At 61.4% G+C, this 26,122-nt stretch carries 21 protein-coding genes; 13 read left to right on the top strand and 8 right to left on the bottom strand.

What is annotated here, in order from left to right; all coding sequences use genetic code 11:
* Positions 1-14: 14 nt before the first annotated feature.
* Complete coding sequence (locus tag G359_RS19425; protein ID WP_045837457.1) at positions 15-599, bottom strand: hypothetical protein; 585 nt, start codon at positions 597-599, stop codon at positions 15-17.
* Between the two features lie 288 nt (positions 600-887).
* Between G359_RS19425 and rpsT the strand changes: the two genes are divergently transcribed.
* From rpsT to gyrB, 6 genes are all read left to right on the top strand, one after another.
* Complete coding sequence (gene rpsT / locus G359_RS19420; protein ID WP_045837456.1) at positions 888-1,154, top strand: 30S ribosomal protein S20; 267 nt, start codon at positions 888-890, stop codon at positions 1,152-1,154.
* Positions 1,155-1,786: 632 nt separating this feature from the next.
* Positions 1,787-2,230: a rhodanese-like domain-containing protein gene (locus G359_RS19415; RefSeq protein ID WP_045837455.1), complete on the top strand. Its 444-nt coding sequence runs from the start codon at positions 1,787-1,789 to the stop codon at positions 2,228-2,230.
* 109 nt (positions 2,231-2,339) lie between these two features.
* Complete coding sequence (gene dnaA / locus G359_RS19410; protein ID WP_045837454.1) at positions 2,340-3,860, top strand: chromosomal replication initiator protein DnaA; 1,521 nt, start codon at positions 2,340-2,342, stop codon at positions 3,858-3,860.
* 329 nt (positions 3,861-4,189) lie between these two features.
* Positions 4,190-5,308 (top strand): DNA polymerase III subunit beta, encoded by a 1,119-nt coding sequence (gene dnaN / locus G359_RS19405; protein ID WP_045837453.1) that lies wholly within the window; start codon positions 4,190-4,192, stop codon positions 5,306-5,308.
* A 180-nt stretch (positions 5,309-5,488) separates the two neighbouring features.
* Complete coding sequence (gene recF / locus G359_RS19400) at positions 5,489-6,694, top strand: DNA replication/repair protein RecF (protein WP_045837452.1); 1,206 nt, start codon at positions 5,489-5,491, stop codon at positions 6,692-6,694.
* A 147-nt stretch (positions 6,695-6,841) separates the two neighbouring features.
* Positions 6,842-9,295, top strand: a complete 2,454-nt coding sequence (gene gyrB, locus G359_RS19395; protein ID WP_045837451.1) for a DNA topoisomerase (ATP-hydrolyzing) subunit B — start codon at positions 6,842-6,844, stop codon at positions 9,293-9,295.
* A gap of 200 nt (positions 9,296-9,495) precedes the next feature.
* Here the strand turns inward: gyrB and G359_RS19390 are convergent, their stop codons facing one another.
* Both G359_RS19390 and G359_RS19385 read right to left on the bottom strand, forming a co-directional pair.
* Entirely contained in the window at positions 9,496-9,951 is a 456-nt protein-coding gene (locus G359_RS19390) for a DUF4112 domain-containing protein (protein ID WP_245280095.1), read from the bottom strand.
* Positions 9,952-10,046: 95 nt separating this feature from the next.
* The gene (locus G359_RS19385) at positions 10,047-11,837 is read right to left on the bottom strand and encodes a cation:proton antiporter domain-containing protein (protein WP_045837450.1); all 1,791 of its coding nucleotides are present in this window, start codon (positions 11,835-11,837) and stop codon (positions 10,047-10,049) included.
* Between the two features lie 261 nt (positions 11,838-12,098).
* Between G359_RS19385 and G359_RS19380 the strand changes: the two genes are divergently transcribed.
* On the top strand, positions 12,099-14,486 hold the full coding sequence (locus tag G359_RS19380) for a transglycosylase domain-containing protein (RefSeq protein ID WP_082073029.1): 2,388 nt from the start codon (positions 12,099-12,101) through the stop codon (positions 14,484-14,486).
* Positions 14,487-14,493: 7 nt separating this feature from the next.
* Here G359_RS19380 and G359_RS19375 read toward each other — a convergent pair whose 3' ends face one another.
* Both G359_RS19375 and G359_RS19370 read right to left on the bottom strand, forming a co-directional pair.
* The gene (locus G359_RS19375) at positions 14,494-15,267 is read right to left on the bottom strand and encodes a M48 family metallopeptidase (RefSeq protein WP_045837449.1); all 774 of its coding nucleotides are present in this window, start codon (positions 15,265-15,267) and stop codon (positions 14,494-14,496) included.
* A 191-nt stretch (positions 15,268-15,458) separates the two neighbouring features.
* Entirely contained in the window at positions 15,459-16,064 is a 606-nt protein-coding gene (locus tag G359_RS19370; protein WP_045837448.1) for an SCO family protein, read from the bottom strand.
* Positions 16,065-16,199: 135 nt separating this feature from the next.
* On the opposite strand from G359_RS19370, the gene G359_RS19365 reads away from it, so the two are divergent.
* On the top strand, positions 16,200-17,597 hold the full coding sequence (locus G359_RS19365; RefSeq protein WP_082073117.1) for an ActS/PrrB/RegB family redox-sensitive histidine kinase: 1,398 nt from the start codon (positions 16,200-16,202) through the stop codon (positions 17,595-17,597).
* Positions 17,598-17,755: 158 nt separating this feature from the next.
* Positions 17,756-18,322: an ActR/PrrA/RegA family redox response regulator transcription factor gene (locus G359_RS19360; RefSeq protein ID WP_045837447.1), complete on the top strand. Its 567-nt coding sequence runs from the start codon at positions 17,756-17,758 to the stop codon at positions 18,320-18,322.
* Positions 18,323-18,353: 31 nt separating this feature from the next.
* Here G359_RS19360 and G359_RS19355 read toward each other — a convergent pair whose 3' ends face one another.
* A complete protein-coding gene (locus tag G359_RS19355) occupies positions 18,354-18,851 on the bottom strand; it encodes an MmcB family DNA repair protein (protein ID WP_045837446.1) in 498 nt (165 codons plus the stop codon).
* Positions 18,852-18,966: 115 nt separating this feature from the next.
* On the opposite strand from G359_RS19355, the gene G359_RS19350 reads away from it, so the two are divergent.
* Positions 18,967-20,685, top strand: a complete 1,719-nt coding sequence (locus G359_RS19350; RefSeq protein WP_045837445.1) for an AAA family ATPase — start codon at positions 18,967-18,969, stop codon at positions 20,683-20,685.
* Positions 20,682-21,539: a hypothetical protein gene (locus G359_RS19345; protein WP_045837444.1), complete on the top strand. Its 858-nt coding sequence runs from the start codon at positions 20,682-20,684 to the stop codon at positions 21,537-21,539. The genes G359_RS19350 and G359_RS19345 overlap by 4 nt, the downstream gene beginning before the upstream one ends.
* Positions 21,540-21,548: 9 nt before the next feature.
* On the opposite strand, the gene ppk2 is transcribed toward G359_RS19345, so the two are convergent.
* A complete protein-coding gene (gene ppk2 / locus G359_RS19340; RefSeq protein ID WP_082073028.1) occupies positions 21,549-22,544 on the bottom strand; it encodes a polyphosphate kinase 2 in 996 nt (331 codons plus the stop codon).
* Positions 22,545-22,731: 187 nt separating this feature from the next.
* Positions 22,732-23,295 carry a GcrA family cell cycle regulator gene (locus tag G359_RS19335; protein WP_045837443.1) on the bottom strand — a complete coding sequence of 188 codons (564 nt, stop codon included), beginning with the start codon at positions 23,293-23,295 and terminating at the stop codon, positions 22,732-22,734.
* A 665-nt stretch (positions 23,296-23,960) separates the two neighbouring features.
* Between G359_RS19335 and G359_RS19330 the strand changes: the two genes are divergently transcribed.
* The gene (locus tag G359_RS19330) at positions 23,961-25,136 is read left to right on the top strand and encodes an aspartate aminotransferase family protein (RefSeq protein ID WP_045837442.1); all 1,176 of its coding nucleotides are present in this window, start codon (positions 23,961-23,963) and stop codon (positions 25,134-25,136) included.
* Entirely contained in the window at positions 25,133-26,116 is a 984-nt protein-coding gene (gene argF / locus G359_RS19325; protein WP_082073026.1) for an ornithine carbamoyltransferase, read from the top strand. The genes G359_RS19330 and argF overlap by 4 nt, the downstream gene beginning before the upstream one ends.
* The last annotated feature ends 6 nt before the right edge of the window (positions 26,117-26,122 follow it).

Below are 26,122 nucleotides of genomic sequence, written 5' to 3'. Positions count from 1 at the left end.
CGGTTGGTCTTCAATCACGCGTAAGCGGGCGACCTTAATGCATCGAGGCTAATCGCAGCAATCGCGAGGGCGCCGAAGAAGAAGATGTTGCAGCCGGCCCAGTCGGCATATGTTTCGGGGCGCGGAAATTTGCCGTCGACGAAGAGGCTGGCGATGCCGGCGACCATGCCGATCAACTGGGCCTGCACGAGGATGCGCCCGAATTTGACGAGCGCGAGGTCAGCGTTGCCGGCCGCGCGATCGCGATCCAGCATGATCGAGAAACCGAGGCTCGCAACGGCTGCGAAAGAGAAGCCGAGGAAGAACTGCCACCATTCCGGCCAGTGCTTTTGGATGATGAACACGTAGGTTATCAACAGCGTCAGGGCGGCCCATGCCCAGATCAGGGCAAGGTAACGGGCGGTTGAGCTGGCGACGGCGCTTGCGGGCGCGCCCCCGTTCTTGAGGCTTTGATGATCGCGGATCGCGAGCAGGGTGATGGCGATGGCGACGACTGCTGCCGCTGCCATCTGCAGCATTGGCTGGTTCGCTGCTGCGGCGAGGATGGTCGCAAAAATGGCGGCAGTCAGGGCAACCAGCCATCCGGTCCAAGACAACATTCTCTAGAGGCCCCCCTAAGATGCCGAGTTTCCGTCTTGTCGGCGATCCGGCTTATCGCAAATGACAGGGAAAAGCGCTGCGACCGGCGGCGGCATCGAATTTCGCCCGGAATTGGGCTTTTTCGTTACGGGGCTTCATTGACCGATGCCCTTTGGACGGCTATACCCCCCGCAAACCGTGTGCCTGGACCGACAATCCTGGGCCGACGAGAGATTTCTTCAACCCGCCGCCTCGCTGTAGCTCTTCGCTAACGCGCGGGCGTATTCGTAGCAACGTAAGGACAACCTATGGCTAACACGTCGTCGGCGAAAAAAGCCACGCGCCAGATGATCCGCCGCACTGAAGTCAACAAAAGCCGCCATTCGCGCGTGAAGACCGAAGTTCGCGCGGTGGAAGAGGCTATTCAGTCGGGTGATGCCTCTAAGGCCAAGGCCGCTCTCGCTGCCGCAGAGCCGAGCCTCATCCGCAGCGCCCAGAAGGGCATCATGCACAAGCGTACGGCCAGCCGGAAGGTTTCCAGGCTTACGCAGCGTGTCAAGGCCATGAGCGCGTAACGTAACATGTGAATAACAGGGGCCAATTTTCCTCCCTGTTGCATATTCGCACCGGTAAAGAGCGGGCCCGATTTCGGGCCCGCTGTTTTTTTAACGTCATTAACCTGCTGAAATCCCGCTGATCGGGGGCGTTGAGCTGGTTGATAAGCGGGCGCATTGGCTTTCGCCCGGCCCCCGGTCCAAAAAAAAATGACGCTCGGATGACGGCTGCGACTACTCGGCTTTCGCGGTGACTTCCATTGCAAGAAACCCGAACGAGTCAGGGTGTTTATGCACAGGCCTTGCGAAGTGACTCACGTTGTCACCAATGCCTGTGGACAACTTTTCTTCTCGCTGGACGGCCATATTGGGGGTTGGGGGCGCTTGTCGAAAAGAAGGTTAAGGGATAGTAAATTTGGCAGTGGATGGCAGCGGGGTAAAAGCGGTCGTTCGCAAGAGTAAGTTCGGCGAGCGTAGCGTTCGGGGCCAAGAGAATTGGCGACCACGGACGCATCGTCAAAACAGATAAAGACCTGCGATTAACCTTTGGCGTTGCTTTGGCAATGACCGGAATAGCGGGGGATTCTCTGGGCTCTTCCTGGGGATGACTTGTGCAGGTCTTTATCGGTATTGCGTGGGACGTGAGGGGATAAGTGGAAAAACTGGAAGCTTCTGGAGTCGAGGACGTTCCCGTCCTCGAAACTTGGAAGCGTCTCGAAGGCGACCCAAAGGCTGTTCTTGTTGATGTTCGTACGCCCGCCGAGTGGGCGTCCGTCGGTATTCCGGATCTGTCCAAGATTCATCGGGAGGTGCTGCTGATGGAGTGGCGAATATTTCCTGACGGCCGGATCGACCAGGACTTCGCCGAACGTCTGGACGCGGTGCTGGCAGACAAAGGGGTCGAGAAGAGTACCGAGATTTTTTTCATTTGCCGCTCGGGCGTGCGCAGCCGGTTCGCTGCAGAGCAGATGACCGCGGCGGGGTATCGCCGTTGTCACAACGTTAAGGAGGGTTTTGAGGGAGCCATGAACGCTAGCCACGAGCGGGGCGAAATTTCCGGTTGGAAGTTTGCCGGGCTCGATTGGGTACAGGGCTAGAGGCAAGTCGCAGACGGAATAGACGGCATCGCACACCAGAGGGTTACGGCGGGCGATGAAGAGGGGGGCGCTTCCAGGCGTCCCGCGTTATCAGCGGGGAGTACATATTATGCAGGCAGCACAAAAAGCAGAATCTCAGGACGCGGGTGGTGGACAGGTCGTAGAGACTCCTGCGAGCGCGGTAGAGGGCCGCGGTCAGAAGGTTCGCGCGATGCTTAGAGTCCAGCTCGGCGAAGAGGTTTATTCGAGCTGGTTCAAGAGCCTAGAATTCGAAAGCTTTGACGGGCGGATCGTCAAGGTTTCGGTGCCTGTCAAATTCGTTCGCAACTGGATCCAGGAACACTATTCCGAGCATCTGCTGCACTGCTCTCGCATCGAGTTTGCGACGGTCGAGCGCGTTGAAGTGATCTGGCGTCAGCCGGGTGCGATTGCCCAGAGGCCGGGCGAGACGCGTTCCGTCGAGACGACGAACACTGCCGCGGCGACAGCACCCCCGCCAGCACAGCACACCGAACTTCCGCAGCGTCCAACTGCTTTGCGCGCGCCGGTGCTTCCGGTGCAGCGGACATCGGCGGGCGGCCTTGAAGGTTCTCCGCTCGACCCGCGCTATACATTCGACAGCTTCGTTGTCGGCGCTTCAAACCGCATGGCGCATGCAGGTGCGACGCAGGTTGCTGAAACGGTTCTTTCCGGCGCTCCGGGATACAATCCGCTCTATATCCACTCGCAGGTGGGCCTGGGCAAAAGCCATCTTCTTCACGCCATTGCGTGGGAAGTGAAGAAGCGCGCGCCGAACGCTCAGGTTCTCTATCTGACGGCTGAACGCTTCCGTTATCAGTTCGTCGAAGCGCTTCGATCTTCCGATCCGTTGGCGTTCAAGGAGCGGTTCCGCAACATCAACATGCTGCTGATCGACGACCTTGAATTCCTTCAGGGCGAACGGACGGAGCAGGAATTCGATCACATCATCAATGCGTTGCTCGACGGCGGCAAGCAGGTGGTCGTTGCGTCGGCTCGCGCTCCCAACCAGATCGAGCGACTCAATGAACGCATGCGGTCGCGGCTGCAGCGCGGGCTCGTCACGGAGCTGCAATCGCTCGATCACGAGCTTCGGCTCAAAGTGCTCGACAAGCGGCTTGCCGAGAAGCGTGCGGCGGATCCGTCGTTCTCGCTGTCGCGGGACGTCATCGATCTCTTGGCGCAGAGGCTGACGGAGAACGGGCGTGAGCTCGAGGGTGCCGTTACGCGCCTTTATGCGACGTGGCAGTATATGCGCACGCCGATCACGCTCGACATCGCCGAGACCGTCATTCGCGATCTGGTTCAGAACCTCGAGCCGCGGCGGATCAAGATCGAAGACATTCTGCGGATCATTTCGCGGCATTACGGTGTCTCGAAGGGCGATCTCCTGTCGCAGCGGCGTCATCGTTCCGTCGTCTGGCCGCGCCAGATCGGCATGTATCTCGCCAAGCACCTGACGGCGCGCTCGCTGCCGGAAATCGGACGCCGTTTTGGCGGCCGCGACCACACGACCGTTCTGCATGCGATCCGCAAAATCGAAGGCGAAATCAGCAAGAACCCGAACCTCGGAGACGAGCTTGAGGAGCTGAAGAGGCTTCTCAACCACTGACCGCAAAGTCACCCCTTGCGGCCTGATGCGACGTAGGGCCGGCACACCTCCCCCGGAGTGCCGGCCTTGCCTTGGGTGCCTCTCGATGGCTCCTATGCAGCGGATTCCCGGCCGGTTGGCGGCCGGTTCCTGGCCCGATCGGGTCCGGTTGCAGGCAAGTTCTGGGCTAGCCAATACATCTTGCTTGAAAAGATGCCATGTTTCGGCTCTGATCCGGCTCCGCGGGCGATTCCGTTCGCCTCGGGCCAACCGTTTTCTCGCGCGTGATGCCACGGCGTGTTCAGGCCGCCATTCCACGCGCAATTCCATAGTCAATGCTGAGGATAGATATGCGTCTCGAGATCGAACGTGGGGAACTCTTGAAGGCGCTGAGCCACGTTACGAGCGTCGTCGAACGCCGCACAACGATACCGATCCTGTCGAACATCTTGCTGAAGGCGAGCGGCGACGCGCTGATGTTCAAGGCAACCGACCTCGAGCGCGAGGTCAGCGAGAGCGTCGGCGCGAAGGTTTCGACGCCCGGCACGCTGACGGTTCCGGCGCACGTTCTGCACGACATCGTGCGCAAGCTTCCTGACGGCGCCGAAATCGAGATGAAGCGCGACGGAGACAAGGAGCGGCTGACGATTACGTCCGGGCATTCGCGTTTCAGCCTGCAGACGCTCGCGGCCGACGACTTCCCGGATCTGGCGGTCGGCGAGATCGGTCACGAGTTCACGATTGAAGCCGGCGACTTGAAGCGGCTGATCGACAAGACGCGCTTCGCGATCTCGACGGAAGAAACGCGCTACTACCTCAACGGCATCTATCTGCACCCTGCCGAGACGAACGGCGTCAAGACGCTGCGCGCGGTTGCGACCGACGGACACCGCCTGGCGCAAGTGGAGCTGCCGCTGCCGAAGGGCGCGGAAGGCATGCCGGGCGTCATCGTGCCGAGGAAGACGGTGCATGAACTCACGCGGCTTCTCGAAGACACGAGCGCGAAGGTCAAAGTCGGCGTGTCGCAGACGAAGGTGCGTTTCGAGATCGGGCCGGTCGTTCTGACGTCGAAGCTGATCGACGGAACGTTCCCCGATTACGGCCGCGTCATTCCGCACAACAACGACAAGGAAATGAAGGTCCCGAATGCCTCGTTCAAGAGCGCCGTCGATCGCGTGTCGACGATTGCGAGCGAGCGCGGGCGTGCCGTGAAGCTCAACGTCGGCAAGGACAAGCTGATCCTGACCGTGAACAATCCGGAAGGCGGCAGTGCGACTGAGGAAATCTCCGTCGGCTACACGGCGGGTCCGCTCGAGATCGGCTTCAACGCGCGCTATCTGCTCGACATCGCCGATCAGCTCGAGAGCGAAGATGCGCGGTTTTTGCTGGCCGATCCCGGCTCGCCGACGATGGTGCGCGACGGCGGCGACGGCAGCGCGCTCTACGTTTTGATGCCGATGCGGGTGTGATTCTCCCCGTCATCCTCGAACGCATGAGTGAGCGAATGCGTTCGGGGATCCAGCGTTAGAGTCGTCGAAGACGCTTTTCTTTCGAGCCTTCGGCGCTTCTTACGCTGGATCCCCGGCCTTCGACGCGCAAGTGCGCGCTCGGCCGAGGATGACGGACAATTCGATAGGCGTCAGTGAAACATGTCTTCCGGACTTTGGGTCGAGCGGCTGACGCTGACGAATTTCCGAAGCTATGTCTCGGCGAGCGTTTCGACGGACGCGGGGCCGCAGGTGATCGTGGGCGCGAATGGCTCGGGCAAGACCAATCTGCTCGAGGCGCTGTCGCTGCTGTCGCCGGGGACGGGTTTGCGGCGCGTGCCGTTCGTCGATCTGGCGCGCGCTGGGGGCGACGGAAGTTTTGCGATTGCCGCGTATGCGCATACGCTTTCGGGGCCAGCGGATATCGGCACGGGGTTGCAAGCCAGACCCCCCACCCCTAACCCCTCCCCGCAAGGGGGAGGGGGATTTTCGCGGTCATCGGAGCGCAGCGAGCGCGCAGGCCGTATCGTGCGCATCGATGGTTCGGCGCAGTCGGGCTCGGGCGTTCTCGCGGACTATCTCGAAATCGTCTGGGTGACGCCTGCGATGGACGGCCTTTTCACGGGCCCGGCTTCCGAGCGGCGGCGGTTTCTCGATCGGCTCATTCTCTGTTTCGATCACAGCTATCGGACGATCGCCGGAAGGTTCGAGCGGGCGATGACGAGCCGCAACCGGCTGCTCGCCGACGGTGTGCGCGACAACGCGCAGCTTTCAGGTTTCGAGCAGGTGATGGCGGAGATGGGCGTCGCGGTCGCGGCTGCGCGCCTCGAAGCCGTGGCGGCGATGGCTGCGATCGTCGAGAAGCGGCGGGAGCGCGATCCCGATTCCGCGTTTCCTTGGTCGTCCTTTCAACTCGTCGGGACGATCGAGGACGATCTCAGGCGTCTCTCGGCCATCGAAGCGGAAGATGCCTATGCGCGGACTCTCGCTGAAACGCGCGAGCGCGACCGTGGGGCGGGGCGCACGCTCGACGGACCGCATCGCTCCGATCTGATCGTCGAACACGGTCCGAAGGCGCTCGAAGCGCGTCAGTGTTCGACAGGGGAGCAGAAAGCGCTGCTTCTCGGGCTGGTGCTCGCGCATGCGGAGCTTCTGACGGAGCGGCAGGAGGGCGCCGCGCCGATCCTGCTTCTCGATGAGATCACGGCGCATCTCGACGTCCACCGGAGGGCCGCGCTGTTCGCCGAAATTCTCCGGCTCGGGGCGCAAGCTTGGATGACAGGGACGGATGCGGAAGCCTTCTCGGCGCTCAAAGAAAAAGCGCAGTTCTGGGGCGTCGAGGAGGGAAAGATTAGGGCTCTTTCCTGAGTCTTCTGAACGGGACAAACGGCCACATCCAAAAGACTGAAAACAAAGGGCTTTTTGATGATGATTTCTGTCGATTTTTTGGGGCGATCCGGGCCGGTTTGTGCTATACAAATGGACCTTAATTCCGTCCGCTGAGAAAGCCCAAAAATGAACGCTCAACCGCTCAAGAAAACCCCTGCGCCGGAGGAATACGGCGAAGACAGCATCAAGATGCTGAAGGGCCTCGACGCGGTTCGCAAACGTCCCGGAATGTACATCGGCGACACCGACGACGGGTCGGGCCTCCACCACATGATTTACGAAGTCGTCGACAACGCCATCGACGAGGTTCTGGCCGGTCACGCGAAGGCGTGCACCGTGACGCTGAACCCCGACGGGTCGTGCACGGTGCGCGACGACGGCCGCGGCATTCCAACCGGCATCAAACGCGACGACGATCAGGTGCCGAAGCGTTCGGCTGCCGAGATCGTGTTCACCGAGCTGCACGCGGGCGGCAAGTTCGATCAGAACTCGTACAAGGTTTCGGGTGGCCTGCACGGTGTCGGCGTCTCCGTCGTCAACGCGCTATCGACGTGGCTCAGGTGCCGGGTCTGGCGCGAAGGCAAAGAGCATTTCATCGAGTTTCACAACGGCAACGCCGTTGCGCCGTTGAAAGTCGTCGGCGACGCGGGCGAGGAGCGCGGCACGGAAGTTTCGTTCCTGCCGAGCACCGAGACGTTTCACAACGTGACCGAGTTCGACTTCGCGACGCTCGAGCATCGCTTGCGCGAACTCGCGTTCCTGAACTCCGGCGCGAAGATCGTTTTGATCGACGCACGTCATGCCGATGTGAAGCGTCAGGAATTCAATTATGATGGCGGTACGGCTGCCTTCGTCCGTTACCTTGATCGTTCCAAGACGTCGGCGCTTGCCGAGCCGATCATGATCTTCGGCGAGAAGGACGGCATCACCGTCGAAGCGGCCCTCTGGTGGAACGACAGCTACCATGAGACCGTGCTCTGCTTCACGAACAACATTCCACAGCGCGACGGCGGCACGCATCTCGCCGGTTTCCGGAGCTCGCTGACGCGCATCGTCAACAAGTACGCGGACGAGACCGGGCTCGCGAAGAAGGAAAAGGTTGCGCTTTCGGGCGACGACGCGCGCGAAGGTTTGACGTGCGTGCTTTCGGTGAAGGTGCCGGATCCGAAGTTTTCATCGCAGACGAAGGACAAGCTCGTTTCGTCGGAAGTGAAACCGGTCGTGGAATCGGCGGTCGGCGATCAGCTCGGCGCGTGGTTCGAGGAACACCCGAAAGAAGCGAAGGTCATCGTCGGCAAGATCGTGGAAGCGGCGCTCGCCCGTGAGGCTGCGCGCAAGGCTCGCGATCTCACGCGGCGCAAGGGTGCGCTCGATGGTCTGCGCCTGCCGGGCGGTCTTGCGGAGTGTCAGGATCGCGACGCGTCGAAAACGGAAATGTTCATCGTCGAGGGTGACTCGGCAGGCGGTTCGGCCAAGCAGGGCCGCAAGCGCGAGTTTCAGGCCGTGCTGCCGATCCGAGGTAAAATCCTCAACGTCGAGCGCGCGCGCACCGACAAGATGCTGTCATCGGAGCAGGTGACGAACATCATCGCCGCGCTCGGGACCGGCATCGGGCGCGACGAATTCAAGCTCGACAAGCTTCGCTATCACAAGATCATCATCATGACGGACGCCGACGTCGATGGTGCGCACATCCGCACGCTGTTGCTGACGTTCTTCTACCGGCAGATGCCGGAGCTCGTTGAAAAGGGCCACGTCTACATCGCGCAGCCGCCGCTCTACAAAGTGGCGAAGGGCAAAGCGCATTCGTATCTCAAGGACGAGCGCGCGCTCGAGGATTACCTGATCGATCAGGGTCTCGCGGATGCGGTGCTTGTTGCTGGCGATGGCACGGAGCGGGCGGGCCGGGATTTGCGCGACGTCGTCGAGCAGGCTCGGCAGATCGCGGGCGGCATCAATGGGCTGCATTCGCGCTACAATCGCAATGTCGTCGAGCAGGGCGCCATCGGCGGCGTGTTCGATGCTTCGATCCTGTCGACGCCGGATGCCGCGAAGGCGGAAGAGATTGCGAACCGTATCGCGCAGCGTCTCGATTCCATCGCCGAAGAGATGGAGACGGGATGGGAAGGCCGCTACGGCAACGACGGTTACGTTTTCAAGCGCGAGGTTCGCGGGGTTACCGAGGTTCACGTACTCGACCGGGCGCTTTTGGGTTCGCTCGATGCGCGGCGGCTCAACGAGCGTCATGAGCATCTCGTCGAAATCTACAACACGCCGGCGAGGCTCAGGCGCAAGGACAAGACGGAGATCATCACCGGTCCGCGTTCGCTGCTCAATGCGGTTTACGACGTTGGCCGCAAGGGTCTCGATCTGCAGCGCTACAAAGGCTTGGGCGAGATGAATCCCGAGCAGCTTTGGGAAACGACGCTCGATCCGGACGCGCGGACGCTCTTGCAGGTGAAGGTCGGCGACCTCGCGGAGGCGGATGAGATCTTCGCCAAGCTCATGGGCGATATCGTCGAGCCGCGGCGCGAGTTCATCCAGGAGAACGCGCTCAACGCGTCGAACCTGGACGTCTAAGGGCGCGGCTCGTTCCTGCGAGCCAACTTGCGAGAGGCAAGGACTGGTCCACTACCGTCATGCCGACGAAGGTCGGCACCACGACATAGGGCGGTGTTGCTGTTCGTTCGGAGGATCCCGGCCTTCGCCGGGATGACGGTAGGTTTGCGCTGGGTCTCGGCTCTTCGCTACGCTGCGGCCGGGATGACAAGAGGGGCCATTCAGCCGACGGTGTACGTCGTCTCGATGGTGCGGCGGCCGTAGCGGGCCCCATGCTTTTCAGCATGTCTTTTCAGCAGCGCGACGTTTTTGAGGTTTGATTTGTAGGCGACGTCGAACATGTCGCCGAAGACCGGGATGCTGCCGACGGCGGTATCGAGCGCCGTGTTCATGGCCATGCGCGCGATCAACCAGCGCGGCGCGCCGAGACGCCGGGCTTCCCAAATGATGTAGCTTGCCATCGCGCCAGAAATGGCATCGCCGATGATGGGCACGAGGCCGAGAACGGCATCAATGCCCATGACGACGCTCGTGCCGGGAATGCGAATGGCGCTGTCGAGCATCTTCGCCAAGGCTTCAATGCGCGCAAAGCTCTCGTCGAATTCGCCCGCAGGCAGAGAGCCGGCAAAGGCGTCTCCAAAACGGGTTCCATTCAGTCTTTCGAACATTGTCGACATCGGCTCCGCCATCCTGTCTCCAATAGGAAACGTGATGTAGGAACGACAAGTTCCGGCACAAGACGTTCGGCTCAGTCAGTTCGCGTCGAAAGCGCTCAGGTAGAGCGCTTTCTGGGAAACGCGCGCGTTACGGTCCCCGCCTTTTTGGCGGCTCCTTGAAGCTCGGTACGGAATTCGTCGCGCTTCTCGTGAATGGAAGCGATGACGGGCCCCGTCGGAACGCCGAGACCGACGAGGGCTGCTTCCGAGAGCTGAAGGCTCGCCTCGATCGTTTCCGGCACGGCATCGTTGACGCCGATCTCGTAGAGATGGCGCGCGTGAGCCGCGTCCTTTGCACGCGAGACGATGAGCAGGTTCGGATACCGCGCTCTGAGGATTTTCACGATCCCGTCGATCTCGGCTTCCTTGTGGATCGTGATGATCGCCGCTTTTGCGGTATCGAGACCGCAGTGCTCAAGGAATTCGGCGTAGGTCACGTCGCCGTAAAACACGGGCTTGCCTTCCTGTCGCGCGTTGGCGACGAGGCTCGGCGCGCGGTCGACGGCGATGTAGGAGATGTTGTGTTCTGCAAGCATGTCGCCGATCAGCTGTCCAACCCGTCCGTAGCCCACAACGAGGGCTTTGACGCTGCCGTCGCTGACGGGCGTGACCGTCAATGCCGGATCGATTGTCGGCGGCGGCACGTATCGTTTGGCGAACTTACGGCCGAACTTCGCGCACGCAGGTATCAATGCCATTGTGATCGATACCGCGGTGAGCAGGATACTCATCAACTCCTGATTGATGAGCTGTGAAGCGTGCGCGAGCGTCAGGATCACGAAGGCGAATTCGCCGCCCGGCGCCAGCAGTGCGGCTGATTCAATCGACGCCGATCTCGAGACGCTGAAGAGGCGGGCCAATCCGTAGATGATGACGACCTGGATTCCGAGAAGACCCAACGTCGTCGCGAGGATCGCGACCGGCTCGGATATCAGCGATTGAATGTCGAGCTGCGAGCCGACCGAAAAGAAAAACACGCCGAGCAAAAGCGATTTTATCGGCTCGATGGTCGTTTGCACGGCCCGGCGATATTCGGTTTCAGCGAGCAGGAGGCCGGCGACGAACGCTCCGAGAGCGAGAGATAGGCCCGCAGCGGCCGTCACGAAGGCCGTGCTGACGGCGACGAACAAGGTCGCGGCGATGAAGAGGTCGGCGTTGTGAGTCTGAGCTACAAGCCGAAATAGCGGCTGCAACAGGAAGCGGCCGACGGCGACGATGGTGACGAGCGCGATGGCTGCCTGTGCCAGCGCCGTTAAAATTTTGGTGGCGATCGACGTCTCATTTCCCGGCTCTAGAATGCCGACGAGAATGAGGATCGGAACGACCGCGAGATCCTGAAAGAGCAGGATCGAGAAGGAAGTCCTGCCGACCGACGTCGACAGCCGCTTTTGAGTGGCAAGCAACTCGATGACGATGGCCGTCGAGGACAGGCAGAGGGCGGAGCCGATGACGAGGGCGATCGCCGGAGGCTGGCCGAGCGCATAGGCAACCGAACCGATAAGTGCGGCGGAGACGACGACCTGCGAACCACCGAGGCCGAAGACCAAGCGCCGCATCGTCGATAAGCGCTCGAAGGAAAGTTCGAGGCCGATGATGAACAGGAGGAAGACGACGCCCCACTCGGCGAATTTGGATAATCGTTCGGGGTCGGTGATCGTCAGCCAGGAGAGCTGAGGTACGTAGGACGTCAAGGCGCCGAGGCCGCCAGGGCTTAGGAAAGCGCCTGTCAGCAGGAAAGCAAGAACGGTGCTAACGCCGAAGCGATGCAACACGGGTACGACGACACCGGCCGTGCCGAGAACGAGAAGTGCGTCCTTGTAGTTGGCCAGATCACCCGCAGCAGACATCAGCTCTCCTCAATAGATTCATATTTACTATGACCGCCTGAGGGGCCGGATGCCACAGGGCATTTCGTTTCGCCCGCCACGCGGGACTTTTTTGCAGCGCCTACAACTTGCGAATTTGATACCTGACCGGCGCGGGGCCGCGGGTTAACGCGACCTTAGCCAACGTTCGATTACAATTGTGGGATTGATCCCGCTTTCCTTTCAGATCAGGCTTTTCAGGCTTGGACGGCAAGGGGCGACTTCCGCCTTCGAGGTTTTGACGTGTTGCGCGCCATCGCTGCAGCTTTGCGTTTTGCACTGTGGCTGGTCCGCAGGATGCTGTTCGGCGGGTCGCGCCCAGTCGCGCCTCAACCGGAGCCGACGCTGCCGGGTTCATTTCAATCGGTCGCCCAACAAGCTTTTCGGGTCGACGACGATCCGGCAGATTTCGCGCAACTGCACGCGCAAACGCCGCAACAACTGCAGGCAACATTGCCGGTTGAGGCGCGACGCGGATTTTTGGCCAGGCTGAAGCTCAAATACCGTGTGGCGCTCGGTGCCGGGGTGCTTGGCGCGGGCGTGGCGATGCTGACCTTCGCCGTGATGATGGTCTATTATACCGTCGTATTTCCCGATCCACTTGCCCTTCGCAACACGGCGCATACGCCGCTGCTCCGCATTCTGGCGCGCGACGGCTCGACGCTGACGGAGCGGGGAACGCCTCGCGAGTACGTGTCGCTCGATCAGCTGGGGAAGCTCGTTCCGGCCGCGGTCGTTGCAACGGAGGATCGCCGGTTCTTCGATCACTATGGCGTCGATCCTGCCGGCATGATCCGGGCGATGTTTGCGAACTTGCGCGCTGGGCGCTTTGCGCAAGGCGGATCGACGCTGACCCAGCAGCTGGCGAAAAACCTCTTTCTTACTCAGGACCGGACGCTGACGCGTAAGATCGCGGAGCTTGGGCTTGCGCTCTGGCTCGAGGTTCGGCTCTCGAAGTCCGAAATCCTCGAACTCTACTTAAATCAAGTTTACTTTGGCGGCGGCGCTTACGGGGTGGAAGCGGCGAGCCGAAGATATTTCGATAAGCCTGCTCGCGAGCTGACATTGCCGGAAGCGGCACTGATTGCCGGCCTCCTCAAGGCGCCATCCAAATATTCGCCGGCTGCGAGCCCTGGAGCTGCGCGTGCGCGTGCGCGCGTCGTCCTTGCGAAAATGTTCGACGCGGGGTTCATCTCCGAAGCGCAGGAGACGCAAGCGCTTGAGCAAACGCTCGTCTTCAACGAGCAGAAGATGGCGAAGACGTCGGCCGATGCCGGTTACGTCGTCGATTACGTTGTCGAGCAGCTGCAGCCGATCACGGGCGCGGATGACATCGACCTCGTCGTGGAGACGACGATCGATAAATCGCTGCAGCGCCGCGCGCAGGAAATCGTCACGGACAGTCTCGAACAGAAAGGGACGGCGTTCGGCGCCAGTCAGGCGGCTGTCGCCGTGCTCGACAGCGACGGCGGCATCCGGGCGCTCGTCGGCGGGCGGGATTATGCCGACAGCCAGTTCAATCGTGCAGTCAAGGCGAAGCGCCAGCCGGGTTCGGCGTTCAAGCCGTTCGTCTATCTCGCGGCGTTGCAGCGGGGCATGTCGCCTCAGACGATCGCCGACGATGCGCCGATCACCATCGGCGGCTGGTCGCCGAAGAACGATAAGAACGAGTACGCTGGGCCGATCACGCTGCGACGCGCGTTGGCGCAATCGGTCAACACGGTTGCGGTGCGGCTCAATCAGGATATCGGGCGCGGCACGGCGGCCGATCTCGCGCAGCGCCTCGGGATCAAATCGGAATTGCGCGAAGGGCCCGCGCTCGCGCTCGGAACGTCGGAAGTGACGCTTCTCGAGATGGCGGGCGCTTACACGGCGTTCTCGAACGGCGGCGAGGTCGTCGAACCGCACGTTATCGTCAAGGTCTCGACGAGCACGGGCCGCGTGCTTTTCAAAGCCCAGCCGCCAGCGAAGGATCACAGGATCGCCGAGGCGGACCGGCTCGGTGCTTTGAACGACATGCTGAATGCGGCGGTTGTTTATGGGACGGGAAAGCGGGCTGCGCTCGCCGATCAGCCGGTTGCGGGCAAGACCGGCACGACGCAGGATTTTCGCGATGCCTGGTTCATTGGTTACACGAGCCATCTGACGGCCGGCGTGTGGATCGGGAACGACAACGGTAAGCCGATGAACCGCGCAACCGGCGGCACGCTGCCTGCCGAGATCTGGAAGCAGGTCATGCGTGTTGCGCACGAAGGTCTGACGCCCGAGCCGTTGCCGGGAACTGTCATTGGAAGCGTCGATGCGGATGCGGCAGACTTCGGCATCAATCCGCTCGTGCCTGCTTCGACGGCGTCGCGGACACCGCGTGTCGTCGAGGCGAAAGAAGTTCTGCCATGGGCGCCGCGGCGGGACGCGCGGGCGCAGCCAGCGGGGAAAAGAACGATTGCGGCGGATGCCGGTCGCCCGTCAGCGGGTTCGCAAAATCATCCCGCTGAAGAGATCGATGATAATTTCATCACTCGTGCGGTTTCGACGACGCCGGGCGAGTTGAAAACCGCGACCGGCACCGCGTCCAATGAGACGCCCGCTGAACAACAGAGTGGGTTTTTGTCGTTCGCCAACTGGCGGTGAGTGCGGGTCAGTTCTGTGACTGGCCGTGCGCTGGTCCGTAGCGATGAAGATCGGGTCCCAGAACCTGCAACCATTGCTTCGCGGTTTCGAATTCGGGGCAGATCTTTTTGACGAGCGCCCAAAAGCGCGGGCCGTGGTTCATCTCCGAGAGATGAGCGACTTCGTGCGCGGCGACGTAATCGAGCACGAAGGACGGAGCCAGGATCAGGCGCCACGAGAACGAAAGCGCGCCCGTTGTGGAGCACGAGCCCCATCGGCTCGTCTGATCGCGAATGGCGATGCGCGTTGGCTTCACGGCTAGCGGACGCGCGTACTTGGCAACGCTGGTCGCGAGATCGCTTTTGGCTTCATCGAACAGAAAACGCGTCAGCCTGTCGGGTGCACGCTCCTTGTCGCCCGGGACGACGATCGTGGGGCGATTGGCTTGACGATCGTCGACGGAGATCAAACGCGTGCGCGTGTTGCCCGTAAATGAAATCGTATGCGGGACACCGCGCAGTGGCATCGCGGCTGCGTCTTCGAAGGGAACGTGGTTGGGAAGACTGTCCAACCGTGCGCGAACCCAATCGATGTGCCGGTTGAGAAACGTGCCTGCTTCATCGAGATCGCATTGAAGAGGAAGCGTGACGATCACCGCGCGGCGCGTGCGGCTGACGCGCAACGTCAAGCGGCGTGCTCCCGGATGACGGCGGACTTCCAACTGTGCGCCGATGTCCTCGAGACGAACCGATCGCGATTTTGAACTCAGGTCGATGGCGCGATGTCCATTTATGATCCTCATGCGCTCTGCCCCCAAAAGCCGACGCGCATCTGACTGATGCAACGAAGTGCCGTTCGCGTGTGCCGGATCAATACAGCACTAAGATGACCTAACAAGGTTCGGCTCGTTGCTCCAGCAGCAATGTCCGGAGTGATAACTCCAGCGTGTGAAAGTGTGGCGCTCCGGTCTCAGGAACGAATCGCCGCGAATGTTTAATGAATTGCTTTTTCGATCGCGAGTGCGAGTTGATCAACGTCGTTCGTGTGCGGGATCGGCGCAACCAATGTTCCGTCCTTGCCCATCAGGTAGAAGATCGCCGAGTGATCGATGCTGTAGTGCGAAGGATCTTTGTCGTCAGGAACCTTCTGGTAAAAAACGCGATAGGCTTTGGCTGCCGCTGCAGTGTCGCTCTCGCTTCCGGTCAAGCCGACGAGACGCGGATGAAAGCTTTTCAGATATGTCGCGAGCCGCTCGGGCGTATCTTCCTTCGGGTCAAGCGTGATGAAGACCGGAACGACGTCGCGGGCGCGGTCGCCGAGCTTGTCGAGAGCAGCTGACATCACCTGAAGACCGGCAGGACAAATATCCGGACAATTTGTATAACCAAAGAAGACGAGCATATACCGTCCAAGAAAGTCCTTGTCGGTCACCCGCTTGCCGGTCTGATCGAAAAGGCTGAACGGACCCCCGACAGCCGGCTTACCGGTGACTTGGGTTTCGGTATTCATTGCCGGGGTCGGTACTTTAAGCGCAATAAACCCAAGTGCGGCGCCTGTCAGAAGGCCGGCGAAGACCATCCCAATCGTCGTGCGGTTCATAAGCTTGATGTCTCCGTCGCCCTTTGGGTAAGAATGAAGCTAAGCTGATAAGATGTCGGCTTTCTAATGCAGGCGTGCAAGCGCGAGCGATATGCGGCTTGCGGTCACGACTTCGAAACCGGATTCATCGATTTCATGAGTATGCCTACTGATAGCGCGCCCGCGCCGGTTCTCAAGGGCATCGTAAACGAACGCGAGAGCCAGCTCCGCCTCATGACGAGCGTTCGTCTTCGCTGGATGGCGGTGCTCGGCCAGCTCGCTGCCATCGCGGCAGTGACGCTGCTCTACGGCTTCCCATTGAACATCGGAAGTTGCCTCGTTCTCATCGCGCTGTCGGCGTGGCTGAATGTCTTTCTGTCGATCCGCTTTCCGGTGCGCTACCGCCTCAGCACGCGGTTCGCGCTCGGTCTTCTCGTCTACGACGTCTTGCAGCTCGCGGGTCTCCTCTATCTGACGGGCGGCATTCAAAATCCGTTTTCGGTTTTGCTCGTCGCCCCGGTCACGGTCGCGGCCGCGACGCTGCCGCCGCGCTACACGGTGTTCCTTGGTTCAGCCGTGATCGCGATCGGCATGCTGCTCATCAACAATCATTATCCGCTGCCGTGGCGGGAGGGGACGCGTTTCGAACTTCCGACCGATTACAAGATCGGTTTGCTGCTGGCGATGACCGCGTCGATGGTGTTCATGGCCTTCTTCACATGGCGATTGAACAAGGAATCCCGGCAGATGTCAGCTGCTTTGGCGGCGACAGACATGGTGCTTGCGAGCGAGCAGAGGCTGCACGCGCTCGACGGATTGGCGGCAGCGGCGGCGCATGAACTCGGCACGCCGCTTTCGACGATCGCGCTCGTCGCCAAGGAACTTGAGCACGAGCTTGGCAGCGATAGCCGCTATCGCGAGGACTTGCAGCTTCTTCACAGTCAGGCCCGCCGCTGCCGGGAAATTCTGCAGAAGCTGACGCGTAAGCCTGACGAGCAGGATCCGATGCACGCGAGCCTCAGCGTGGTGGAGCTCCTCGAAGAAGCATCGACGCCGCATCGGAACGCCGGCAAGCGCATCATCATTTCTGCAAGTCCGTTGCCGGGCCTCGACGACGAAGTGAGGATCGAGCCCGTTGCGCATCGCCGCCCGGGCGTCATCTACGGGCTCGGCAATCTCATCGAGAATGCCGTCGGCTTCGCGAATTCGGAGGTGCAGATCACGGCGCGCTGGAACGGCTCGCACGTCTTCTTCACGATCTCCGACGATGGTCCGGGCTTTGCGCCCGAGATGATGGACAGCATCGGCGAGCCTTACGTCACGACGCGGCGCTTCGAAGACAAGGGCGATCACGGCCACTCGGGACTGGGGCTCGGACTCTTCATCGCCAAGACGCTTCTGGAGCGTTCAGGCGCGACCGTGTCCTTCTCAAACCTCACGCCGCCTCGTCATGGGGCCAATATTCAGATCTCATGGCCGAGAACCGCTTTCGAACTCCCGCCCGGTGCTTTCGCCTGGCCGGGACGGCGTTCTTCGGCGACGAAAGTGGCATAATCCGTCGATTTGGCACGAATGGGTGTTCGGTTTTTGCTCTGATAGTAACCTTTTAGGTTGTTTTTTGCTTGCGTAAGGGGTTGCAGCCGGGTAGGCGGCGATGGATTATGGCCTGTCATGAAAAAAGCAACGGATAATAAGTGATCCGGGAGGCTCCTTTGGTTACCGAAGACCTGTCATTCAAACAGGATGAATTGCCGGCCGACCGTTCGTTGGTCATCGTCGACGACGACAGGTCGTTTCTGCAACGCTTGGCGCGCGCCATGGAGCTTCGCGGCTTCGAGGTTCGTTTCGGCCATTCCGTTGCTGAAGGCGTCGATCTCATCCGCGAAAAGGCGCCGGCCTTTGCTGTCGTCGACATGCGTCTCGAAGATGGCTCCGGTCTCGACGTCATCGCCGAGCTCGCGAGGGCCCGACCCGATGCGCGCGCGATCGTTCTCACCGGCTACGGCAATATCGCAACGGCGGTTTCGGCCGTGAAGCTCGGCGCCGTCGATTATCTCGCGAAGCCTGCTGACGCCGACGATGTTACCGACGCGCTTCTCGCTCCGACGGATTCAAAGGCACCACCGCCGGAGAACCCGATGTCGGCGGACCGCGTGCGTTGGGAGCACATTCAGCGCGTGTATGAGCTTTGCAATCGCAACGTCTCGGAAACAGCGCGCCGGCTGAATATGCATCGCCGTACGCTGCAACGCATCCTCGCGAAGCGCGCACCGAAATAAAGCGGCGGCGACAGCTAAAGCGCTTGGCTTTTCATTCTATCCCGAAGCCCGGATCACGCTCGGCGTGCAACCGCATCGACGCCGTGCGCGCGAGCGCAATCGTCACGGCTTTACGCCGAGCGGCTGGTAATGGATGGTGCGGCGGCGTTCGCACCATCTCGCCCGCATAGGCGTCGGCGAGGATCAATCCGGTATCGACCGGCAAAATCTCCGACGGGAAATCCGCTGCGACTGCGAAGAGAAGTGCATCGCAGTAGTCGCGATACTCCGGCCATTTCTGATCGGCCCGGAAGTCGGCAATACTCGACTTGATCTCAACGATCCAAATCTCGCCGTCGCGGCGGATACCCAAGACGTCGGCGCGGCGTCCATTGGCGAGCGAGACCTCGCTCACGCTTTCGAAATCGAGCGACCGGAGCAGCCGCTGCGTGCCGCGGAGGATGGCGCGGGCGCGTTCATAATCCCGGGCCTTTTCGCTGGGAAGAACGGGAGAGGCGGGATTCGTTGCGGACGGCGCGGCCTCGGTCATGGTGCCGCCATTATGCCCGTGCGACTGTCACTGGCAAGCGGGCGGCGGGGGCAGCCTCTTTGTCACCCGACACAGCATGCGATAGTCGTAAGTCTCCAGGGGAGAGATCGTGCGAATGGTTTTCTGGCGTAGCAGATCGGAGAAAAAAGCCGACGCTCCGACGAACGTTGGGGACGAGAGTGCGGCCGCGGATAAGCCGGGGAGCGCGATCAAGCGCAGCGCAACGGAGGCTGCGACCAATGTCGTGACGCTCGTGACGAGCCGTCTCGCCGATCGTTTGGCCGACGTCTCTGCGGTGGCAGAGGACGGCGAAACGAAAGAGCAGAAGACGCCGAACGAGCAAAAGACGGCGAAAGATCCGGCGACGATCAAGCCCATCGAGCAGACGCACTTCTTCGGACAGAAACGCGCGATTGCGAAAATTCGCACGGCACTCGAAGCGAGCCGCGGAGAGCATCTCGTTATCCTGGGGCAGCCCGGCACGGGCCGTCTCCAACTTGCCGAGTCCATCGGCAAGGATGTCGAGCGGTCGCCGTCTCCGGATTGGATTTACGTCGTCGATCATGATGCGCCGTCGCGCGCGAAGGGCTTCGTCTTGCCGCCTGGCGACGGGGCGCGTTTCCGGCGCGACGTTCGCGGGGCGACGACCAAGGCGTGGGCCGCATTCAATCGCTATCTCAAAAGCGAAGAGCATCGCATCAGCCTCGATTTGCTCGAGGAGGAGATGCGCTATCAAAGCGAAAAGGCCGTCGAGCCCGTGCGGCGGCGGGCGGAGGCGCAGAACATCGCCGTCGTCAAATCGCTCGACGGTTACGTCCTCGCGCCCATGCATGAGGGCCGCGTCGTCCGATCGGATGTTTTTCGCGCGCTGCCGGATTCCCTCAAGCGCAATGTCGAAGCCAAGATCACGGCCTTCGAGGACGAGCTTCAGTCCATCGTCGCGACGCTTCCGGAGGCTGAATTCAGCGCCAGCGAGAAGCACGAGGCTCTTCTCCGGCAGACGGCGCTCCGGGCTGTGCGTCCGGGCCTTGCTGCGATCAAGAAATCCTATCCTGAGAACGCCTCCATTGCTGCGGCGCTGGACGCGATCGAAGAAGCGTTCATGACGTCGGCCGTCCGCGGCGTCGGTGTCGAACGGTATATGCCGGCTGTGCTGCTCGACTGCGATGACGGGCATTTTTACGATCCATCGGTGCGCAGCCATGTCGTCATCGCGCGGAATGCCTCGGCGTCCGATCTGCTCGGCGAAATCAGCCGCGATGCGCTGGGTGTGCCCGTACTTCTTCCCGGCCATCTGATGCGCGCCGGATCAGGTATCGTCATCATCGAGGCGTGGAAGCTTGCCGCTGACCCGCGTGCATGGCTTGCGCTCAGCGCCGCCATTCGCAGCAAAGAGATTGTGCCGATCAATGCGGCCGGCGTTGGCCTCAAAGCCGATCCCATTCCGCTGCTCGCGACGATCGTGCTCATTGCCGATGCGCAATCGTGGTCGAAGCTCGAAGCCATCGAGCCGGGCGTCGCGCGATATTTCCCGCACGTCGCGAAGCTTGCCGACACCGTGCCGATCGCGGAACTCAGCGAAGCCGATTTCGCCAAGGGCGCGGCGCGTATGGCGTCAGATCACGGCCTTCGCCCACTCAACCCGGCCGTTGCGCCGCTGATCTACAAGGATGCGGTTCGCCGTGGCGGCGGACGCGTGTCGCTCGCGGGGATCGCGCTCTTGCATCTGCTGCAGGAAGCGGATGCGATTGCGGCCGATCACTCGGTATCGCAAATCCGGGCTGCCGATTTGACTGAAGCGCTCACGCGGCGCGCTGAAGGTAACGCGCCGTGATCGCGCATGTCGCGGAAGCATCGGAGCTTTCCGGTCGCGTCGTGCTCTGGCTCGACCCGGAAGCGAACTATCCGGCATCGCGCCTTGAAGCGCCTGTTCGCCTCGCTGCCGCTTATGGCGCAGAGATCGAAACGGTCGTCGTTTCCGATGGCAGTGCCGGCGAAGCGGAAGGCGTGCCTGTCCGGATGGTCGGCCAAGCCGCGCGCGTCGAGAAGGGCGGTTTCGTCGAACACGAGCGGCGCTTCGAGCTGCTCATGACGCGGTGCCGCCGCGCCGTCGATGACGTGGGCGCGGCTCACGGCGTTCGGGTGCGCCACACGCTTGCTTCGGGCGACGCCGTCGACCGGATTTCGGAGATGTGCGACGAGCGCGGGCCTTGGAACATCGTCGCGTTGGCGCGCATGCCGGCCGCGCGCAGCGACTCCGTAATCGGGACGCTGCTTGCCAATGTCAGCGGCGCGACGGGGTTTCTTCTCTGTGGCGAACAAAGATCGACGCAATCGCGAGTTGTCGTCATCGTCGAAGATGTCGAACGGCTGCCGTCGATGCTGCGCGCAGCGGAGCGGTTATCTGCGCCCCGCGCGCCGGTGCATATCGTGATCGGTGCCGACACCGCGCATGACTACGCCGAGATCGAAGGGCAGTCGCGGTTGCTCGCATCGGAATCGAGCCTGCCTCTCATCTTCGAGGAGGCGGGTCCGACGTTCGGCGTTCCGGGCGCGCTGACGGAATTCATCGCGCGGCTGAAGCCAAGCTTAACAATCGCCGTTTTCGGCGGCTCGGCGTTGGCCGATGGCCGTGAATTGGCGCGGGCGTCCGTCGTCGCACGTACGCCGATCCTTCTCGTTCGCTAAAGCGCGCTGCTAATTTTGCTGATCGACGCCCGGATGGAAAAATTCGGGACCCGATCCGATGATCAACGGATCGTGCTTACCGATCGCGTCGAGATCCCGTCCCTCGTATTCGATCGAGAGCAGAACGTGGCGAATGGTTTCGAGGCGCGCGCGGCGCTGGTCGTTGGCGCGCACGACGGCCCAGGGTGCGATGGCCGTGTGGGTGAAGCGAAACATCTCGATTTCGGCGCGTGTGTAATCGTCGTACTTGCCGAGAGACGCCAGATCTACGGACGATAGCTTCCATTGCTTCAGTGGATTTTTGGCGCGCTCGTAGAAGCGCTTCAGCTGCATCTCGCGGCCGATCGTCAGATAATACTTGAAGAGCTTGATGCCGTCGCGAACGAGAAGGCCCTCGTATTCCGGCGCTTCGCGCAGGAAGACGGCAAGCTGATCCGGCGTGCAAAATCCCATCACGCGTTCGACGCCGGCGCGATTGTACCAGGAGCGATCGAAGAGAACGACTTCGCCGGCGCTCGGCAGATGGACCATGTAGCGCTGAAAATAGAGCTGGCCGCGTTCCGTCTCCGTCGGCTTGGGAAGCGCAACGGTTCGTGTGTTGCGCGGGTTCATGTGTTCATTGAAGGCCTTGATGCATGAGCCTTTGCCTGATCCATCGCGTCCTTCGTAGAGGCAAAGAATGCGGTTGCCGACTTTGAGATTGTGCTTCTGCAACTTCATGAGCTCGATCTGCAGAGTCAGCAACCGTTCCTCAAACTCTTCCCGCTTCATGCGCTTGTCGTAGGGATAGCCGCCGGAGCGCATCGCGGCGTCGTCGATCTCCTTCGGCAATTTCGGAGGGTCGAGCGAATAACCTTTCGGCAACGCCGATCGGTGGTGATCGCCCAAATGCTCAGCGGACCGCCCCGAGCCGTCGTGGCTCGAACTCACGGTGGCGGCTTCATCGGTCAGCGGATCGACGTTGGGCTCATCAGGCTTTTTGTCTTTGTGCTTGTTTTTAGCCATTTACAATCTCCGTCGCCGGACACCAGCGGCTCCGAGCCTAGCACGGGGGCGCGGCCGGACAGCAATTACCATGGGCGGATGGTCAATCGCTCTGAAGGACACGAGAAAGCCAGCAGTCGCCCCCGCGACTGCTGGCTTTCTCTCTTCATCCACCGGCCAAGCCCCCCGGCACGCCGGTGGTTAAATGTCAGGCCCGCTGCTTGGTCGGGTCGGAGCCTGCGATCGCGGGAGCCGGAAGGCTCGCCGTGAGCGGCGCTTCGACGTCCGTGCGATCGCGGCGGCGCGGCGCGACAGGCTGGAAGGCGCGCCGGGCATGCACTTCGCAATAGGGAAGCAACGGCACCTTGGCGCGACCGCAGAAATGGAAATCAGAGGTCTGCGGGTCGCCGATCGGCCAGCGGCAGCTGCATTCGCCGAGCGTCTGAATAGTTTTTCTTTCGGCGGCCGGAATTTCGATCTCCTCCGCAGGCGCCACGTAAGCTTCGGCGTCCATATAGAGTGCCCGCACGACCGGATTTCCGGCTTGCGCGAAGCGCTGCTTCACCGGGCGCTTTGCATTCGCTAGCCGGGTGCGAGGGCGGTGCGATTTCATTCGTGACGTCGTTGCCCGGCCGGATAGGCCAAGCCGGTGCACTTTGCCGATGACGGCATTGCGCGTCACGCTTCCAAGGCGGCCTGCGATCTGGCTGGCGCTCAGTCCTTCCGACCAGAGCCTTTTTAAAAGGTCCACGCGCTCATCAGTCCAAGACATCCGTCGATTGCTCCCTCTCGAGCCGCATCAGCGGCGGTGCACCCCCCGGTGCCCGCAGTTACCCCGGCCGCAATCGAACCCCAGCCAGCGCGTGCGAACGAACACGACGCGACGGCGGAGGACGACGGTCCCGACCGGTTTACAAACGCAAAAACTTGAGGAGACGCAGAACAGAAACGCGCACGTGACACGGGCAGTCCGCTGACAAGCGGTTAGCCCAAAGCGCGGTCAGGGCCGATACACAACCGATCAAAAGGCAGCTGGCGCCGCCATATGTCGTGGCCTGACAAGCATAAGTTACAACATGCTGAATCCCGTCTACAAGCCAGAGCTGCAAGCTTCAGGGTATTGACAGGGAGAAGTGGCGACTGCGCCACAGACGATTCGCGCCAGGGGATATGTCAGATTTCGGTGCGCTCTTGCCCCTAATTCAACCATAAGGGGGTGGCGTTGGCAATTCAGCCCGTGAAGTCTAGGGCCCGAACCGAGCATTTATTGACAGGATTGCGCGAGGGCGTTATCAGGGGTTGTGATTGAGCCGCCGGAATTGGGCGGCTTTTTGATTTTCTGCTCAGGGTTATCCACGCACCATGTCTTCTTCCCCTGCTGCGCTGGGGAAAGCTTCCCGTAGCGCTTCCGAAAACGGCGGACCGTCAACGGCTGTGATGGGCACATATGCCCGTCAGGACATCGTATTCGTGCGCGGTGAGGGCTGCTGCCTCATCGCCGAGAGCGGCGAGCGCTATCTCGATTTCGGATCCGGCGTCGCCGTCAATTCGCTCGGCCATGCGCATCCGCAACTCGTCGCGGCGCTGAAGACACAGGCCGAAAAGCTGTGGCACACCTCGAACCTCTACCGTGTCGAGGGTCAGGAGACCGTCGCTGATAAGCTGACGCGCCTGACGTTTGCTGAACGGGTCTTCTTCTGTAATTCGGGCGCGGAAGCCTGCGAGGGCGCGATCAAGGTCGCGCGCCGCTATCATTATGTATCGGGCGAACCCAATCGCCAGCGCATCATCGCATTTCGCGGCGCCTTCCACGGGCGCACGCTGGCGACGCTCGCGGCCGCGGGGAACGACAAATATCTCGAAGGCTTTGGGCCGACCGCCGAGGGCTTCGATCACGTCGATCTCGGCGATTTCGATGCACTTGAAGCTGCGATCAGGCCGGAGACGGCGGCGATCATGCTGGAGCCCATTCAGGGCGAGGGCGGCGTCCGGGCCGTTGCTCCGGAATTCCTCAGGGCCGTTCGCGAGCTTTGCGACAAGCACGGTCTGCTGCTCGTGCTCGACGAGGTTCAGACGGGCATCGGGCGGACGGGCAAACTGTTCGCGCACGAATGGGCTGGCATCACGCCGGACGTCATGGCGATTGCGAAAGGCTTCGGGGGCGGATTTCCGGTCGGCGCCGTGCTGGCGACTGCGGAAGCCTCCAAAGGCATGACGCCGGGTACGCATGGTTCAACGTTCGGCGGCAATCCGCTGGCGATGGCTGTCGCCTCGACGGTTCTCGATGTCATCGCGGAGCCCGGTTTCCTCGAAGCCGTGCAGATGAAAACACTTCGCCTCAAGCAGGGTCTTGAGAGTCTCAAGGATCAGCACGCGGGGCTCGTCGAAGAAGTCCGTGGCGCGGGTCTGTTGACGGGACTGAAGCTGAAGCCCCACGTCACGCCACCGCAGGTGGTCAAGGCCGCCAATGAGGAGAAGCTTCTCATCGTTGGGGCCGGCGATAATAGCGTCCGCGTTCTTCCACCCCTCATCGCGACCGAGGAAGAGATTAGCGAAGGGGTGAGAGCCCTATCGCGCGCACTCTCGCGTGTCGCTCGCGAGACGTCCCGATGACCGGCTATTCGAAAGAGCTGGAGAAAGCTCCGCAAGTTATGACCACGAAACAACCTGTCCGGACCGTCCGGCATTTTCTCGATATCTCCGATCTCGACAGCAAGACGCTGCGCGGGATCATCGATGCGGCGCATGCGATGAAAGTGGCAGGCAAACGCGTCCCCGCCAATTTGCGGCCGAAGGATATCGAGGACCGGGTCCTCGTTCTCATTTTCGAGAAGCCGTCGACCCGGACGCGCGTTTCGTTCGATATCGCGATGCGTCAGCTTGGCGGCGGTGCGCTGACGCTCAACAATAACGATCTGCAGCTCGGCCGCGGTGAATCCGTTGCCGATACCGCGCGCGTTCTCTCGCGCTATGCCGATGGCATCATGATCCGCGCCAACGCGCATGCGACGCTCGCAGAGCTTGCTCAGCATGCGACGATCCCCGTCATCAACGGTTTGACGGAGAAGAGCCATCCCTGTCAGGTAATGGCCGACGTCCAGACGTTCGAGGAGCATCTCGGCCCGATCGAGGGCAAGTCGGTCGCTTGGGTAGGTGACGGCAACAACGTCGCGGTTTCCTGGATGCATGCAGCCGTCCGTTTCGGTTTCAAGCTGAAGCTCGCATGCCCGAAAGAGCTTTTCCCCGAAGAGGAAGCGCTCGCGTGGGTTCGTCGCGAGAACGGCGATGTCGAGATCGGGACGGATCCGGTGCGCGCGGTCGAAGGCGTCGATTGCGTCGTCACGGATACGTGGGTTTCGATGGGACAGTCGGATGCGGCGCGGCGGAAGAAGATGCTCGCGCCCTACGCGGTCGATGCGAAGCTCATGAGCAAAGCGGCCAAGAACGCGATCTTCATGCACTGCCTGCCCGCCTACCGGGGGCATGAGGTCACTGAGGACGTTCTCGAGGGTCCGCAGTCCGTTATTTTTGACGAAGCCGAAAACCGGCTGCATGCTCAGAAAGCCATTCTTGCATGGTGCTTCGGCGCCTGAGGGATT

Origin of the sequence: Hyphomicrobium sp. 99 (assembly GCF_000384335.2) — a bacterium.
In the GTDB taxonomy this organism is placed as follows: domain Bacteria; phylum Pseudomonadota; class Alphaproteobacteria; order Rhizobiales; family Hyphomicrobiaceae; genus Hyphomicrobium_B.
Note: the sequence above shows the minus strand (reverse complement) of the source record. Positions and strands in the feature narration are given on the sequence as shown.